The sequence below is a fragment of the Moraxella catarrhalis genome (genome assembly GCF_001656295.1).
In the GTDB taxonomy this organism is placed as follows: domain Bacteria; phylum Pseudomonadota; class Gammaproteobacteria; order Pseudomonadales; family Moraxellaceae; genus Moraxella; species Moraxella veridica.
This window is the reverse complement of the sequence record NZ_LXHE01000022.1, coordinates 82,386-96,577: the sequence shown is the minus strand read 5'-3', so window position 1 is coordinate 96,577 and position 14,192 is coordinate 82,386. Positions and strand designations below refer to the sequence as shown.

Sequence of the window (14,192 nt, the reverse complement as noted above, 5' to 3'; positions counted from 1 at the left end):
ATTCATGCAGTCATCACTTAAATGATTCAAAACACTCAAACATGCAGCCCGACCTTGATACATCAAAAACCAAGGCTGCTAATAACAGCGTCTGAATCAACGAGTCAAACCAAGATCAGCGACCTTCTTGAACCTCAGCGTCTTGAGTGGCAGTCTCTGCCGTCTCATCAATTTCTACTACTTCAGCGATCTGGGTGGTATCGCCGTCAGCGAATGCTTCAGGTACCACCTGCTCAATCGATGACTCAGACGAATCACTGGGCACAACAATCACTGGTTCGGCAGGCTCAGCCGACATAGGGACTTCTTTTTCTTCGACTGGCTCAGCGGTGGCGTCTTCGGTTTTTTGTGCACAAGCAGACAACGCCAACACAGCAGATATTGCCACGACTTGCCAAATGGTTTGTTTCATGGTGTCACTTCCTTACTTTTTAAGTAAATAGCCAATCTCATGACGCAACATGCGCTTTAAATGAGAGTGGTTTACAATTAGCTTAGTATAGCACAGTTTTTTTATAAAACCCTAATCTTAGGCGCAAGCTTAAACAGTCAACACCCAAAGTCCATCACCACCGATAAAGACTAGCTTAGTTTGCCATGGCATTGTTTATATTTCAGGCCAGAACCACAAGGACAAGGCGCATTTCTGTTGATATGCTCAGGAATCACCAGTTCCTCATCAGGTATGATGTGAGCATCTTCCGCCACCACGGGTGCGGCGCCCCCCAATGTCAGGGTCATACGCTGAGTTGGGCGAGATTCTGCCTGATCCAGATCTGCATCTGGCGTTTGGCTGCCATCGAGATTTATCTCATTGTGCTCAAACATCATACGCATCTGCTCAGCCTGCTGACGACGCTGCTCCTCTAAGGCAGCAAGCTCTTCAGGCGTCGGCACATGTACGCGCGCCAAATCTTGAATCAAATCAGATTTGATCGCGCCAAGCATCGACTGAAATAGCTCAAATGATTCACGCTTATACTCTTGTTCTGGATTTTTTTGGGCATAGCTGCGCAGATGGATCCCTTTTCTTAATTGATCCATTTGGGTCAAATGCTCTTTCCAGTGACGATCTAGGCTAGATAGCATGAAATGGCGCTCAAGCTGCGCCGCTGTTTGTTCGCCCATCTGCTCACGGCGCGTCTGGTAGCGCTCAATGGCAGTTTCGATGATTTTGGCGCGCAAGCCGTCTTCGTCCAAGCGACGGTCGGCATCTAGCCAATCATTAATCGGCATATAAAAACGAAACGCCTCTTCGATTTCATCTTCTAAGCCATCAATATTCCACTGATCATCAATCGAACCTGGCGGCACAAACTGGTCAATCAGTGCATTATACACCTCGTGATGCATGGCTTTGATGCCTTCTTGCAAGTCCATCTCTGCCAACAAATCATCGCGCTGTGAGTAGATGACCTTACGCTGCTCATTGGCAATGTCATCATACTTAAGCAAGCTTTTACGAGCATCAAAATCTCGTGCCTCAACCTTGCCTTGAGCGCCTTCGATAGAGCGAGAAACCATTTTATGCTCAATGGCTTCATCTTCTTTTAAGCCCATGGCGCGGAACATATTCGTAATGCGGTCGCCAGCAAAGATGCGCATCAAATCATCTTCAAGCGACAAGAAGAATCGCGATTGACCTGGGTCACCTTGACGACCAGCGCGTCCGCGCAGCTGATTATCAATGCGGCGTGATTCATGACGCTCAGAGCCAATGATATGTAAGCCGCCCGCCGCCAGAACCGCATCATGGCGCGCCTGCCAAGCCGCTTGTGTCTCACTGCGCATCTCATCGGTGATGACTTCATGCGCATCAAGCTCTGCTTGCCAATTACCGCCCAAAATGATGTCCGTACCACGACCTGCCATATTGGTGGCAATCGTTACAGCGCGTGGTCTGCCTGCCTGTGCGATAATGTCTGCCTCACGCTCATGCTGCTTGGCGTTTAGCACATTATGAGTAATGCCTTCTTGATTTAATAAATACGACAACTCCTCGGATGCCTCAATGGTGGCAGTACCCACCAAAACTGGGGCGCCTTTTTCGGTGATTTGCTTAATCTCACGAATGATACCTTGATATTTACCAAGTTTGGTCAAGAAAATCTGGTCATCCATGTCAATCCGCGCAATCGGACGATGGGTTGGGATGATCACCACATCCAAATCATAGGTAGACTTAAGCTCCGCAGCTTCAGTATCTGCCGTTCCTGTCATACCCGACAATTTATCGTATAAGCGGAAGTAGTTTTGGAAAGTGGTGGTCGCCATCGTTTGGTTTTCGGCTTGGATTTCCACGCCTTCTTTGGCTTCGACCGCTTGATGCAGACCATCCGACCAGCGGCGACCTGGCATGGTACGACCTGTATTTTCATCAACAATAATCACTTCGCCATCTTGAACGATATAATGAATATTTTTGACAAATAGATGATGCGCGCGTATGGCGGCTTGAGCATGCGCTAATAAAGGCAAGCGTGCTGGGCTGTACAAGCTTTCATTTTCGCCAAGTTCACCGACTTCCACCAAAAAAGCCTCGATCTTTTCATAGCCTTTTTCGCTGATCTCAATGGTACGGTTTTTTTCATCGATCCAAAAATCGCCATCGGTGTTGTTTTTATTTTCTTCTTCATCTTTGGATCGCACCAAACGCTCAACGATCTTATCAATCAAAGCGTACAGATGCGCTGAGTCTTCGGCTTGACCTGAGATGATCAGCGGCGTACGCGCCTCATCGATTAAGATTGAGTCAATTTCATCGATGATGCAGTAGTTCAGCGGACGCTGCTTTTTTTCACTTAAGCTAAACACCATATTATCGCGCAGATAATCAAAACCGTATTCATTATTGGTGCCATAAGTGATGTCAGCACGATAAGCGGCAAATTTTTCTTGGGGCGGCTGCTGACTGTAGATCACGCCCACCGTCAAGCCCAAAAAGCTAAATAACGGACGGTTCAACTCGGCATCACGGCTTGCCAAGTAGTCGTTTACAGTCACCACATGCACGCCTTTGCCACTGATGGCGTTCAGATAAATCGCCAAGGTCGCCATCAGGGTCTTACCTTCCCCGGTTTTCATCTCGGCGATCTTGCCTTCGTGCAGGGTCATACCACCGATCAGCTGCACGTCGTAGTGGCGCATGCCATTGACGCGCTTAGATGCCTCGCGGCAAACGGCAAAAGCTTCTGGCAGCAGCTTATCCAAGCTTTCGCCAGCTTGGTGACGCTGCTTAAATTCCTCAGTTTTTTGGCGCAATTCTTCATCGGACAGTGCCTGAATACCTGCTTCATAACTGTTGATTTTGGTGACCACTTTGCGCATACGCTTAAGCTCGCGGTCGTTTTTTGTGCCGATGACTGTACTGATGATTTTTGTAAACATACTTAATTTTCCGTCAAGAATAGATCACTTATCTATTCCAATGGGCGAAGGGTTTTGTCAGCTTAAACCAGTGAGCCAAACTGTCAAAAACACCCAACCAAATTATAATTGTGAAAATACTTGATCTGCCGCTTCGATGGTTTTATCCAGATCTTCATAGGTGTGTGCTGCACTCATAAATGCCGCCTCAAAGGCTGATGGCGCCAAATAAATGCCCAAATCTAGCATCCCATGAAAGAATTTAGCGAATTTTTTGGCGTCGCAGCGACTTGCAACATCATTAAAATTCTTTGGCAACTGATCGGTAAAGAAAATACCAAACATACCACCTACCGCGCATGTCTCAAAAGGTATGCCATGCTTATCAGCGGCCACTTTTAAGCCCTTGATCAGGTAGTCGGTCTTTTTGCTAAGCGACTCATAGAATCCTTCACCAGTCAGCTCATCAAACATCGCCTTGCCTGCACGCATCGCCAATGGATTGCCTGATAAAGTCCCTGCTTGATAGACGCCACCAAGTGGTGCGATACATTCCATAATCTCACGCTTACCGCCAAACGCACCAACCGGTAATCCTGCACCGATAATCTTGCCAAAAGTCGTCAAATCAGGTGTAATGCCAAAATGTGCTTGAGCACCGCCAAGACCGACACGAAAGCCTGTCATCACCTCATCAAAAATCAGCACCACACCATACTCGGTACATAATTGACGCAAGGTTTGATGAAACTCATGGCTTGGGATTACCATGTTCATATTGCCAGCGATCGGCTCTAAAATCACGCAGGCAAGCTCATCGCCAAATTTCTCAAAACACGCGGTCAGCGCTTCGATGTCATTATATGGTAAAGTCACCGTATGCTTGGCAAAATCTGCAGGCACACCCTTTGAAGTCGGCTCACCGATATCGAGCATCCCCGAGCCTGCCTTGACAAGCAGACTGTCAGAGTGCCCATGATAACAGCCTTCAAATTTGACAATTTTATCACGACCTGTATAGCCACGCGCCAATCGAATTGCGCTCATCGTAGCTTCTGTGCCTGAGCTTGTCATGCGTAGCAAATCAATGCTTGGGACGATTTGACAAATCAAATCCGCCATCGTCGTCTCTGAAGGCGTCGGCGCACCAAAAGACAGTCCATCTTCTGCGGCAGCTTTCACCGCATCGATGACTTTATCATGCGCATGACCCAAAATCATCGGACCCCATGAGCCGACATAGTCAATATAAGCATGACCTTCGGTGTCATAAATATAAGCGCCTTTTGCACGCTGCACAAACACTGGCACACCGCCCACGCCGGCAAAAGCACGCACAGGCGAGTTAACTCCCCCTGCTATGTGGCGTTTGGCGTCATTGAATAATTTTTCATTGGTTGGGCGAATGTGTGTCATGGCTGCGTCCTTATGATACATTAAATGAAGTTGAGACAATTAAGCTTTTTTGACGACCGAGGATTTGAGCTTCATGGCACCAAAGCCGTCAATTTTACAATCGATATCGTGATCATCAGGGGCGTCATAAATCAAGCGAATGGATTTGACTTTTGTGCCAACTTTGATTGGTGTGCTTGAGCCTTTGATCTTTAAATCCTTGATCACTGTCACCGCGTCGCCATCCTGGAGCACGTTACCGACGGCATCTTTGATCACAGTGGCTTCATCGGCTTCATCACCTTCTTGCCACTCATGAGCACACATTGGGCAAATCAGCAGCGCGCCATCAGCATAAGTATAAGATTCATGACATTGCGGACAGTCAGGTAAGTTCATGATTTCACCTTAAATTGATTCTCAATAAAAAACTTAACTGCTTATTGTAACCGATTTTAGGGGTTAATTGTTATGTTCACTGGTATTTTGTACAAAAAATTTAACATCTGCCATCAAATTTATCCTATAATTTGATGAAACAGCCCCAATATTTATGATGACAACTTTTAAATAAGAGACAAACCATGACTGATTTTTGTTATTTTGAAATGACTGGTACAGACAGTGAAAAATTCTTACAAGGGCAAATTACCGCTAATATCGCTGATATTGGTGAGCAGTTTTTGCCGACAGCAATTTGTAATTTAAAAGGGCGTGTACAATTTGGACTTTGGATAGTGCGTACTTTGGCAGGTTTTGGCATCGTTGTGAGCGCCGATATGGCACAGGCTTTGGCAATGCACATCAAAAAATTTGGCGCATTCTCCAAAATCGCCCTATCGTCAGCCGAGCCAATCTATCCGCACATCATAGATGGTCAGCCAACCTTTGACCATCACCAAAAAAGCGATGTTCAGCAATGGGAGCAATTAAGTATCGAGACAGGCAATTATTGGCTGACTGCCAAAACCAGCGAGATGTATCAACCCCAAGAACTTCGCCTGCACCAAAAAGGAGGGGTGGCGTATGATAAAGGATGCTATTTGGGTCAGGAGATTGTCGCGCGTCTGTATTTTAAGGCTCGCCCAAAGGCTTATTTGCACCGTATCTTAGGCAAAGGAGAGGTGCCAGATGCTGGCAGCAGCATAGGGTCTGTCAGTGTGGTTAATGCCACAAAAACCGATTTGGGCTATGAAGCCTTAGTCATTGCACGCCCTGCAGATTTGGCAGATTTTGAGATTTTGTCGCTGCCAGAAGCTCTGCAGGCAGATGTGGGGCGATCAGACTAAGCCTTATGATTACATCAGGCTAATAAAAACGGAAGTAATCAACTTCCGTTTTTTAAGCATTCTCCACCTGCGGTATGAGCACCAGCTCCAGCAAATGGATAAATCGCGCCTCAACATCAACCACCGTGATTTGCCAATCATCAATCTGCACTACCGCCCCCTGAAGGTGGCTGACAAACCCAAGCGCCTGCATCACAAGTCCGCCCATGGTATCAACATCAGCGTCATCAAAATGACTGCCCAAAATCTCATTACAATCACTGATCAAAGTAGATGCCTGCACAAGCCAAATACCTGGCTTGTCAGGATGCGGGATAATGTTATTAATGTCGCTGTCTTCATCAATATCATCATGCTCATCAACGATATCTCCGACAATCTCCTCTAATAAGTCCTCCATCGTCACCACGCCCGACACCGACCCAAATTCATCCACCACGATCGCCATATGCACTTGGGCTTTTTGTAGAGAGCGCAACAAAGTGTCTGAGCGTGCGGTCTCACTGATATATAGCGGCTTTCGCACAATATCAGCCAGTTTGAGCGGCTGCTCTTTACCGTCGGCTTTGGCTTTTAGGTATGGTATCAAGTCCTTAATCAGCAAAATCCCGACCACGGCATTATCATCCAAACTGTCAAGCACAGGATAGCGAGAGTGCTCAGTCTCTAAGACTACCGACAAGATGTCGGATAAATCATCGTCACTTGCCACAGCATGAACCTGAGGGCGCGGCGTCATAATCTCACGCACTTGGGTTGCTGGCAAATCAAGCACCCCCTCAAGCATATCCACCGTATCCGGCTCCAAAAACTGGCGAGAGTCTTGAACCAGTTTTAACAAATCGTCTCGCGTTTCGGGTGCGGTGGACAGCCAGCGCTTAAGCCCGCGCATAGACCAGCCGCTCGAATTGTCATCAGACATAGACGGTATAATTTAACCTCGTGTTATCATTAAAATCATGGCGCATTGATTGCCTTGCTACAATTTAGCGTATCATCAGGTTTTATTCAAGTGCTTTTGACAAAATTACAGACATTCACCAATTTTATCAAACTTGCCAATTTTTTTCTTTCAACGATGTTAAGGCTTAACCCATTTAACCACTCGCCTTTCGATGTCTGCATCGCTCATTCCAAGCTCACTGACGCAGCGACCTGCAACAGACACCTTAGCAAACCCTGCGCCATGGTTTTGAGTGCCTTTAAGTAGTCGATGCCAAGCTGGCAATCCTTGACCAAGATAAAGTCGCTTATAGGCACAGTGGCGCGGCAGCCAAAGCATCTGAGGCATCATCTGCGCCGTTAGACGGATACAGTCAGGCACAAAACGCTGCCGTTCTGCATAGTTTTGGCAATGCCCCGTTTTGGTATTCAAAAGTTGGCACGCCACATCGGTGTACTCTGTGTATTTGGCATCGTCAACATCAAGAAATTTCACCAAACAGCACGCGCCGCACCCGTCGCACAGCGCCTCCCACTCTGCATCCGTCAGCTCATCAAGACAATAATTTTCCCAAAATCTAGGTCGCATCTCATCACTAATCATGACATCATCATATTTTCATAAAGTTGACTTTATTGTACCGTAAAATTTGAGAAAATTGGCATAAAAACCTTGACTTGACGAAGGCAGCTTGTTAAGTTAAACAAACCAAACGCCGTTCTAGAAGTGGCAAAATGATGCAGCTTTGGGGCGTTTTTGTGATACCACCAAACCAATAAGGATATTTTTATGACAATAACGACTCGCACGCTCACCACCATCGCACCCGATGGCACGCCATTACTCAGCTACATTGCCCTACCACAGAATACCGCCAAAACAGGCAAGGCGCGGACAGTTTTGGTAGCGCCTGAATGGTGGGGCGTTGTCGAACACCCAAAAACAGTTGCTGAGCGCTTGGCAGCTGAGGGGTTTGTCGCGGTAGCAATGGATGTCTATGGTGAGGGTAAAATGACCACAGACGCACATCAAGCCAATGAATGGATGACTCAAATGCTTGAGCATTCTGATGAGCTGATGAATCGCTGCCAGGCCATCTATCACGATGTGGCTAATCTTAGTGAAGTGGATAAAGAGCGTATCGGCATCGCAGGGTTTTGCTTTGGCGGTAAAATTGCCTTAGACATGGCACGACTTGGCTTGCCCCTAAAAGCGGTAGCGACCTTCCATGGTAATCCTGCGCCCATCACGCCTGCCACCAAACAAAAGTTCGTCGCCAAAGTCTTGGTTGCGCATGGCAAAGCTGACTCTATGGTCTCAATGGAGGCGATTGACGGTCTTAAAAAAGAGCTTGAGGCAGCCGAGGTTGACTACCAAATCGATATCTACGAAGGCGCAAAACATGGCTTTAGTAACCCACACGCCGATGAGCGAGCTCGTGAAAACGGCGTTGATTTGGGCTACCATCCACAAGCCGCCAAAGACAGCTGGGCAAAAATGATCGCTTTTATGAATGATACCTTATAAACGCGATGCCTTAGCATAATCACAAAAATAAAACCATCTGCTTAAGATCAAGCAGATGGTTTTATGAATTAACGATGGATTTAGCGCTTGAGCGGCGCATTTGCCAAAATCTCAGTCAAAAGTCGCCAATACACCGCCACCGACTCAATGTGCACCATCTCATCAGGCGAGTGAGCATTTTTGATGGTTGGACCGATTGAGACGATGTCCATATCAGGATGGCTTTGCTTAATCAAGCCACACTCAAGCCCTGCGTGGATAACCTTAATATCAGGCTGATGACCCAAGATCTGGGCATAAAGCTGGGTAGTGATCGGCGTGATCACCGAATTGGTATCTGGATTCCAGCCCACATAACCACCAGCAAACGCGATTTGCGCCCCTGACAGATGCGCAATGCTTGAGAGCGTATCGCAGACCGCATCTTTGCCTGAATCAACCAAAGAGCGGATAAGTAGCACACACTTAAGCGCATCATCATCCATCTTAAGCTGCCCAAAGGACAATGACGTCTCCACCGTGTCTTTGGCAAGATCGCTTTGTCGCACCACACCGCTAGGCAGCGCATTGATGAGATGAATGGCTTGACAAGATGACGCCCAAGTCAGCGCCTTTTGGTCAGGCTTAGCAGTCTCAATGATCGCTATAAGGTTTGGCTCTGCTTGCTTAAACTCTTCAAAGATTTGAGCGGTGGCGTGATTGATGGCGTCTGTCAGCACCAACAAGGACGACTGAGGGCAGCTGATCACGACTTGGGCTTCACGTGGAATGGCATTTCTTAGCGTGCCACCTTTGATGTGGCTGATGGCAAATTGTCCATCGAACTGACCCAACAGCTTAGCCAACACTCTTGCCATCAGCTTGATGGCATTGCCGCGGTTTTTATCGATATCCAGTCCTGAATGTCCCCCTCGCAGTCCTTTGATGGTTAAGCTTAGCGCAGCATCAAAGGGATTTTCTTGCCATGTCAGTGGCAGGCTAAGATCCGCATCGATACCGCCCGCACAGCCAATATACACCTCACCGATTTCTTCGGTGTCGGTATTGACCATGATTTTCGAGGTCATCTCATTGGCTTTTAGACCAACTACCCCAACCATGCCCGTCTCTTCGGTCATCGTCAGTAGTACCTCAAGCTCAGGATGCGCCAGTGAATCACCTTCAAGGACTGCAAGACAGCTTGCCATACCAATGCCATTATCCGCACCCAAAGTCGTGCCTGTCGCCATCAGCCATGCATCATCATCAGGACGAAGACGAAGGCGAATCGGATCTGTGGCAAAGTCATGCAGCGTACCTTCATTGGCTTGAGGCACCATATCTAAGTGCGCCTGCAAAGCGATCGGCTCACGGTCTTCGTAGCCTTTGGTTGCTGGTTTTTTGATGATGACATTCCCAATGCCATCTCGGCGAGCAGACAGCCCACGCGCCGTCGCCCACTCGATGATATCAGCCACCAAAGCTTCTTCATAAAAGCTTGGATGCGGTGTCGCACTGATGCGACTAAACCAGCGCCACAACAGCATGGGATCAAAATCTTTGACAACATTTAAGTTATCTTCATAAGCCGCCAAACTAAAAGTCATCTTATTTCCTTACCATTACAAATATCAAAAAATCACATTCAAATCATCCAAACTACCAAAAACAAAAACAGGCTAGGCATCAAGCACATAGCCTGTTTTATGATGATTTGGATTATACGAACACTTGATCAGCTGCACCCTTAAAGCGCTCAACCGTCCCTTTAACATCGGTCAATTTATCAAGCCCAAACAAGCCAATGCGGAAGCTTTTATAATCGCTTGGCTCATCAACCTGAAGCGGTGTGCCAGCAGCGATTTGGACGCCCACTTTGGCAAAGGCGGCGCCTTTATGAATCTCATCACTTGAAGCATGGCAAACGATCACGCCATAAGCTTGGGCGGAGGGGTCGGCGACACTTTGGACGCCTTTGGCATTTAGCACCGCCAAAATCTCTTGACCAAGGGTGATTTGGGCTTGTTTTAGGGTGTCATAGCCGATCTGTTTTGCTTCAAGCAAAGTATCACGCAGCTGCTTTAGACCATCGGTTGGCATGGTGGCATGATACGCATGTCCGCCATTTTCGTAAGCACTCATGATATTTAACCATGCTTTTAGATCCAAAGAAAAGCTTGATGGTGTGCTTGCCAAAACAGCCTCTTTGGCAGCCTCCGACAGCATCACCAAGCCGGCACACGGCGTGCTTGACAGACCCTTTTGAGGTGCTGATAAAAGCACATCAATGCCCAGCGCCTTCATGTCAAGCCAGATGCACCCAGAAGCAATACAGTCAATGACAAGCAGCCCACCGACCGAATGCGTCGCCTCAGCAAGTGCACGAATATACTCATCTGACAGCATCATGCCAGAGGCGGTTTCAACATGAGGGGCGAACACGATGCCTGGGCGGTGTGCTTTGATATAGGCGGTGACCTCGTCAATATCGGCAGGCACAAACCCATTTTCACCCTCTTGGATATGCGCCTTAAATACATGGCTAGATTTAGCAACGCCAATCGCTTCTAGTATCTGCGTCCAGCGGTAGCTAAACCATCCATTTCTGACGATCACAGTATCTTGACCAGCCGCCAAAGCTCGTGCAACCGCTTCCATGCCTGCCGTGCCCGAACCTGGCACGATGGCGACCGCATCGGCTTGAAATAGTGACTTTAACTCAAAAGACAAATCCTTCATCACCTGCTGAAACTGCGCCGACATGTGGTTCAGCGCACGATCAGTATAAACAACAGAAAACTCCAATAATCCTTCAGGGTCAATATCTTTTCTAAGTGCTGACATAATCATTTCCTTATTTATGCGATCAGTAGCCACTAATGTATCAAGCAAAACTCAAAAAATCAAGCCACTTCCGCTGATTTAAGGCAGGTCTTTTGATCTTCTAAGCACCTAAGTAAGTACTTAAGCCGTCGCTTTATTTAAATACCCAAACTGCCTTTATAAACAAAAAACCTTGGCTTTTATCAGCCAAGGTTTTATCACTCATCCAAACTGCCTAATTTCAATCAAACTCACATTTGACCAAAAGGCATCAAATCAGTTGGTGGTTTGAGCTTCGGCAGGCGCTTGAACAGGTTCTGCAGCCGCTTCGGCATCTGCCACTTGGGCGTCCTCTTGAGCTACTGGCTCTTGGGCGGCAGCATCAGCGCTTGTGTCCGCTGCGGCTGTCTCGGTAGTCATGGTAGGCGCACCTTCATCCTCAAACACCACTTCTTCAGCTTTTGGAGCATTAGCCAAAGCGGCTGCTTGTGCTTCTTCAACACGGTCAACGGCATGTACTTTTTCATGACCGTGACCGCAAGCGGTTAACATCAAAGTGACAAATGCTAAGGCAGTTACTGCAAAAATTTTCATACCCTTACTCCAAAATTAAAGACTGTTTAAACTATCAAGTCAACCGCTAACTTTTAAAATGCTCAAATTAAGTTACAATACCCATTTTCCAAGCACAAATTCAATCACAAGTTTGGCAAGAAAACCAAAAAAACCCATGCCCAAAGCGACAAAAATCCAAAAAGTTCCCGCTCGGCCAGCATCTGATTTTTTTGAGATATCCCACATAATAAAAATTAAAAACCCAATGAAAATAGGCAATAAAACATACAGACCCAATGTGGTAATCGTCTCAGCCGATACCAAAAACAGCGTCGCCATTGCAGACATACCAAGCACCTTTATGATTATTTATCCGCACATTATAACAATATTTATCCCAACTACCAACCATCAGGCAAGAATAAGCACGATATTTTTATAAAAATTTGCTAAAATAGCCGTTGCTTGGGCTGATTAACGCTCACCAAATGAAACGCTCACCTTAATTTGGTATTTGATTACTACCCTAATTTTTGCATAAAAACCATACAGGATATTCTTATGGCTCAAAAACCCCAAAAACAGCCTTCTGCCGTCTATAAAGATGAAGTGCATAACCAAAGCTTAGGTTTAAGTAGCTTGCTTTGGATTGTCGTGGGGCTATTGGTAGCAGCAATGCTGGCGGTTTTTTTGTATGTGTCGCCTTTATTTGATGGTTTTGGTCAAAGAGTAGATCCTGAGCCTGAAGCGACGGTTGAGCCTATCACCGCCAATGAGCCTGACATTGAATTTGAATTTTATGAAGTTCTGCCCGAACAAAAATTTCAAAGTATCCCTGAGGGTGTTAGTATCCAAGACCGAGAAGATAATATCTTGCCCAAGCCATCGACCGATGTGGTCATCAATCACAGCGCAAAAGCGGATACCAGCCAGCCAGCGAGCATTTCAATCGTCGAAGAAAATACCGCTGATGATGAACCCAGTAATCCTTTGACCACCAATGACCCTACCCAAACGGGCGAAACAGCACCATCTAATCGCCAAAGCCAATACATCCTACAAATCAAAAGCTATGAAAAAGCCGAAGATGCCGACCTAAAGCGCGCTGAGGTACTCATGGCAGGCGTGGATGCCATCGTGGTGCGCCAAGATGCAAAAAATGGCTATGTGTATCAAGTTATCTCAACGCCCATGACTCAAAAAGAAGCCTCTGCCGCCAGTGTACGCCTGCGTAATAATGGTATTGACGCTTTGCTTATCGAACAGCGTCCTACTCCCAAATAACCCAAATAACGATCATCATTTTATCATGCCAAAATAAAAAGCGTCCATATTGATTGAACACTTTTTATTGATAGCTTAGGTTAAATAAATTTGGCTATTGTTTTATGAATTTTTTAACACCGATCACACCCGCCAAAATCATCAAACCTGCAATCAAACCTGCCACACCATTATATAAAGCTTCGGTCAGACCACCAAAAATACCCGATAACGCCGCCAAATCTTGAGCTTGATGATGTAAGATACCAACACCATGCACCAAAATCCCGCCACCGACCAAGAACATGGCAAGCGTGCCAGCAAAGGATAAAAATTTCATAAGCTTTGGGGCAAATGCCAAAATGCTACGACCCATCGCTTGGCGGTATGCCGAGGGCTGATTAACCAAATAAATACCCATATCATCGAGTTTGACAATTAAGGCAACCAAGCCATACACCCCAATGGTCATCACAATAGCAATGGCAGACAATGCTGCCGCTTTTGTCATAAAGGTTGCTGCCGTCATCACACCCAGTGAAATCACCACAATCTCAGCGGATAAAATAAAATCCGTCCGAACAGCACCACGAATTTTATCTTTTTCAAAGGCGACCAAATCGATACTTTCATCAGCATTGGCTTTGAGTCTTTTGGTATGTGCCATTTCATCATCCATCTCGTGTGGCAACAGATTGGGGGCAAATTTATGAACTACCTTTTCAGCACCTTCATAGCACAAAAAAGCACCACCAAGCATCAATAAAGGTGTGATTAGCCAAGCTGCAATGGCACTGATAAGTAATGCAGCAGGCACCAAAATCAGTTTATTAATCAATGATCCTTTAGCAACCCCCCACACCACAGCCAACTCTCGGTCAGCACGCACGCCAGTAACCTGCTGAGCATTTAGTGCCAAATCATCGCCTAAAACGCCTGCGGTTTTTTTGGCTGCCACCTTCGTCATTACCGAGACATCATCAAGTATCGCTGCGATGTCATCAAGCAGCATTAATAAACTACCACCTGCCATAGTTTCACCTTCTTTTAAA

Annotated in this window: 14 protein-coding genes; 3 read left to right on the top strand and 11 right to left on the bottom strand. The window is 46.5% G+C overall.

Annotated features, from left to right (window positions below):
- Positions 1 to 115 precede the first annotated feature (115 nt).
- The 4 genes from AO382_RS09175 to AO382_RS09160 form a co-directional block, all read right to left on the bottom strand.
- Positions 116 to 412 carry a hypothetical protein gene (locus AO382_RS09175; RefSeq protein ID WP_049238229.1) on the bottom strand — a complete coding sequence of 99 codons (297 nt, stop codon included), beginning with the start codon at positions 410 to 412 and terminating at the stop codon, positions 116 to 118.
- Between the two features lie 170 nt (positions 413 to 582).
- Positions 583 to 3,387, bottom strand: coding sequence for a preprotein translocase subunit SecA (gene secA, locus AO382_RS09170; protein WP_064620423.1), 2,805 nt, complete (start codon positions 3,385 to 3,387; stop codon positions 583 to 585).
- Positions 3,388 to 3,489: 102 nt separating this feature from the next.
- Positions 3,490 to 4,782: a glutamate-1-semialdehyde 2,1-aminomutase gene (gene hemL, locus AO382_RS09165; protein WP_064620420.1), complete on the bottom strand. Its 1,293-nt coding sequence runs from the start codon at positions 4,780 to 4,782 to the stop codon at positions 3,490 to 3,492.
- A 39-nt stretch (positions 4,783 to 4,821) separates the two neighbouring features.
- The gene (locus AO382_RS09160) at positions 4,822 to 5,160 is read right to left on the bottom strand and encodes a zinc ribbon domain-containing protein YjdM (RefSeq protein WP_064620417.1); all 339 of its coding nucleotides are present in this window, start codon (positions 5,158 to 5,160) and stop codon (positions 4,822 to 4,824) included.
- Between the two features lie 185 nt (positions 5,161 to 5,345).
- Here AO382_RS09160 and AO382_RS09155 point away from each other — a divergent pair, with 185 nt between their 5' ends.
- Positions 5,346 to 6,050, top strand: a complete 705-nt coding sequence (locus AO382_RS09155) for a YgfZ/GcvT domain-containing protein (RefSeq protein ID WP_064620415.1) — start codon at positions 5,346 to 5,348, stop codon at positions 6,048 to 6,050.
- 52 nt (positions 6,051 to 6,102) lie between these two features.
- Here AO382_RS09155 and AO382_RS09150 read toward each other — a convergent pair whose 3' ends face one another.
- Together AO382_RS09150 and AO382_RS09145 are read right to left on the bottom strand one after the other, a co-directional pair.
- Positions 6,103 to 6,972, bottom strand: a complete 870-nt coding sequence (locus tag AO382_RS09150) for a CBS domain-containing protein (protein WP_064611514.1) — start codon at positions 6,970 to 6,972, stop codon at positions 6,103 to 6,105.
- 159 nt (positions 6,973 to 7,131) lie between these two features.
- Entirely contained in the window at positions 7,132 to 7,596 is a 465-nt protein-coding gene (locus AO382_RS09145; protein ID WP_064620413.1) for a YcgN family cysteine cluster protein, read from the bottom strand.
- Positions 7,597 to 7,782: 186 nt separating this feature from the next.
- Between AO382_RS09145 and AO382_RS09140 the strand changes: the two genes are divergently transcribed.
- Entirely contained in the window at positions 7,783 to 8,520 is a 738-nt protein-coding gene (locus tag AO382_RS09140) for a dienelactone hydrolase family protein (protein WP_064620411.1), read from the top strand.
- 80 nt (positions 8,521 to 8,600) lie between these two features.
- Here AO382_RS09140 and AO382_RS09135 read toward each other — a convergent pair whose 3' ends face one another.
- The 4 genes from AO382_RS09135 to AO382_RS09120 form a co-directional block, all read right to left on the bottom strand.
- Positions 8,601 to 10,106, bottom strand: coding sequence for an aminoacyl-histidine dipeptidase (locus AO382_RS09135; RefSeq protein WP_064620408.1), 1,506 nt, complete (start codon positions 10,104 to 10,106; stop codon positions 8,601 to 8,603).
- Positions 10,107 to 10,218: 112 nt separating this feature from the next.
- Positions 10,219 to 11,343, bottom strand: a complete 1,125-nt coding sequence (locus tag AO382_RS09130; RefSeq protein ID WP_064620405.1) for an aminotransferase class V-fold PLP-dependent enzyme — start codon at positions 11,341 to 11,343, stop codon at positions 10,219 to 10,221.
- A 255-nt stretch (positions 11,344 to 11,598) separates the two neighbouring features.
- On the bottom strand, positions 11,599 to 11,916 hold the full coding sequence (locus tag AO382_RS09125; RefSeq protein WP_064620402.1) for a hypothetical protein: 318 nt from the start codon (positions 11,914 to 11,916) through the stop codon (positions 11,599 to 11,601).
- Between the two features lie 72 nt (positions 11,917 to 11,988).
- On the bottom strand, positions 11,989 to 12,225 hold the full coding sequence (locus tag AO382_RS09120) for a DUF2788 domain-containing protein (protein ID WP_003656342.1): 237 nt from the start codon (positions 12,223 to 12,225) through the stop codon (positions 11,989 to 11,991).
- Positions 12,226 to 12,438: 213 nt separating this feature from the next.
- Between AO382_RS09120 and AO382_RS09115 the strand changes: the two genes are divergently transcribed.
- Positions 12,439 to 13,161, top strand: a complete 723-nt coding sequence (locus AO382_RS09115) for an SPOR domain-containing protein (protein WP_064620399.1) — start codon at positions 12,439 to 12,441, stop codon at positions 13,159 to 13,161.
- A 94-nt stretch (positions 13,162 to 13,255) separates the two neighbouring features.
- Here the strand turns inward: AO382_RS09115 and AO382_RS09110 are convergent, their stop codons facing one another.
- Entirely contained in the window at positions 13,256 to 14,173 is a 918-nt protein-coding gene (locus AO382_RS09110) for a DUF808 domain-containing protein (protein ID WP_064620396.1), read from the bottom strand.
- Positions 14,174 to 14,192: the final 19 nt, after the last annotated feature.

Bases quoted from the DNA above. Each gene is read 5' to 3' on its own strand.
- AO382_RS09135 (WP_064620408.1), bottom strand. From the start codon at position 10,106: ATGACTTTTAGTTTGGCGGCTTATGAAGATAACTTAAATGTTGTCAAA.
- AO382_RS09120 (WP_003656342.1), bottom strand. From the start codon at position 12,225: ATGTCTGCAATGGCGACGCTGTTTTTGGTATCGGCTGAGACGATTACC.
- hemL (WP_064620420.1), bottom strand. From the start codon at position 4,782: ATGACACACATTCGCCCAACCAATGAAAAATTATTCAATGACGCCAAA.
- secA (WP_064620423.1), bottom strand. From the start codon at position 3,387: ATGTTTACAAAAATCATCAGTACAGTCATCGGCACAAAAAACGACCGC.
- AO382_RS09140 (WP_064620411.1), top strand. From the start codon at position 7,783: ATGACAATAACGACTCGCACGCTCACCACCATCGCACCCGATGGCACG.
- AO382_RS09145 (WP_064620413.1), bottom strand. From the start codon at position 7,596: ATGATTAGTGATGAGATGCGACCTAGATTTTGGGAAAATTATTGTCTT.
- AO382_RS09115 (WP_064620399.1), top strand. From the start codon at position 12,439: ATGGCTCAAAAACCCCAAAAACAGCCTTCTGCCGTCTATAAAGATGAA.
- AO382_RS09160 (WP_064620417.1), bottom strand. From the start codon at position 5,160: ATGAACTTACCTGACTGTCCGCAATGTCATGAATCTTATACTTATGCT.
- AO382_RS09110 (WP_064620396.1), bottom strand. From the start codon at position 14,173: ATGGCAGGTGGTAGTTTATTAATGCTGCTTGATGACATCGCAGCGATA.
- AO382_RS09175 (WP_049238229.1), bottom strand. From the start codon at position 412: ATGAAACAAACCATTTGGCAAGTCGTGGCAATATCTGCTGTGTTGGCG.
- AO382_RS09125 (WP_064620402.1), bottom strand. From the start codon at position 11,916: ATGAAAATTTTTGCAGTAACTGCCTTAGCATTTGTCACTTTGATGTTA.
- AO382_RS09155 (WP_064620415.1), top strand. From the start codon at position 5,346: ATGACTGATTTTTGTTATTTTGAAATGACTGGTACAGACAGTGAAAAA.
- AO382_RS09150 (WP_064611514.1), bottom strand. From the start codon at position 6,972: ATGTCTGATGACAATTCGAGCGGCTGGTCTATGCGCGGGCTTAAGCGC.
- AO382_RS09130 (WP_064620405.1), bottom strand. From the start codon at position 11,343: ATGTCAGCACTTAGAAAAGATATTGACCCTGAAGGATTATTGGAGTTT.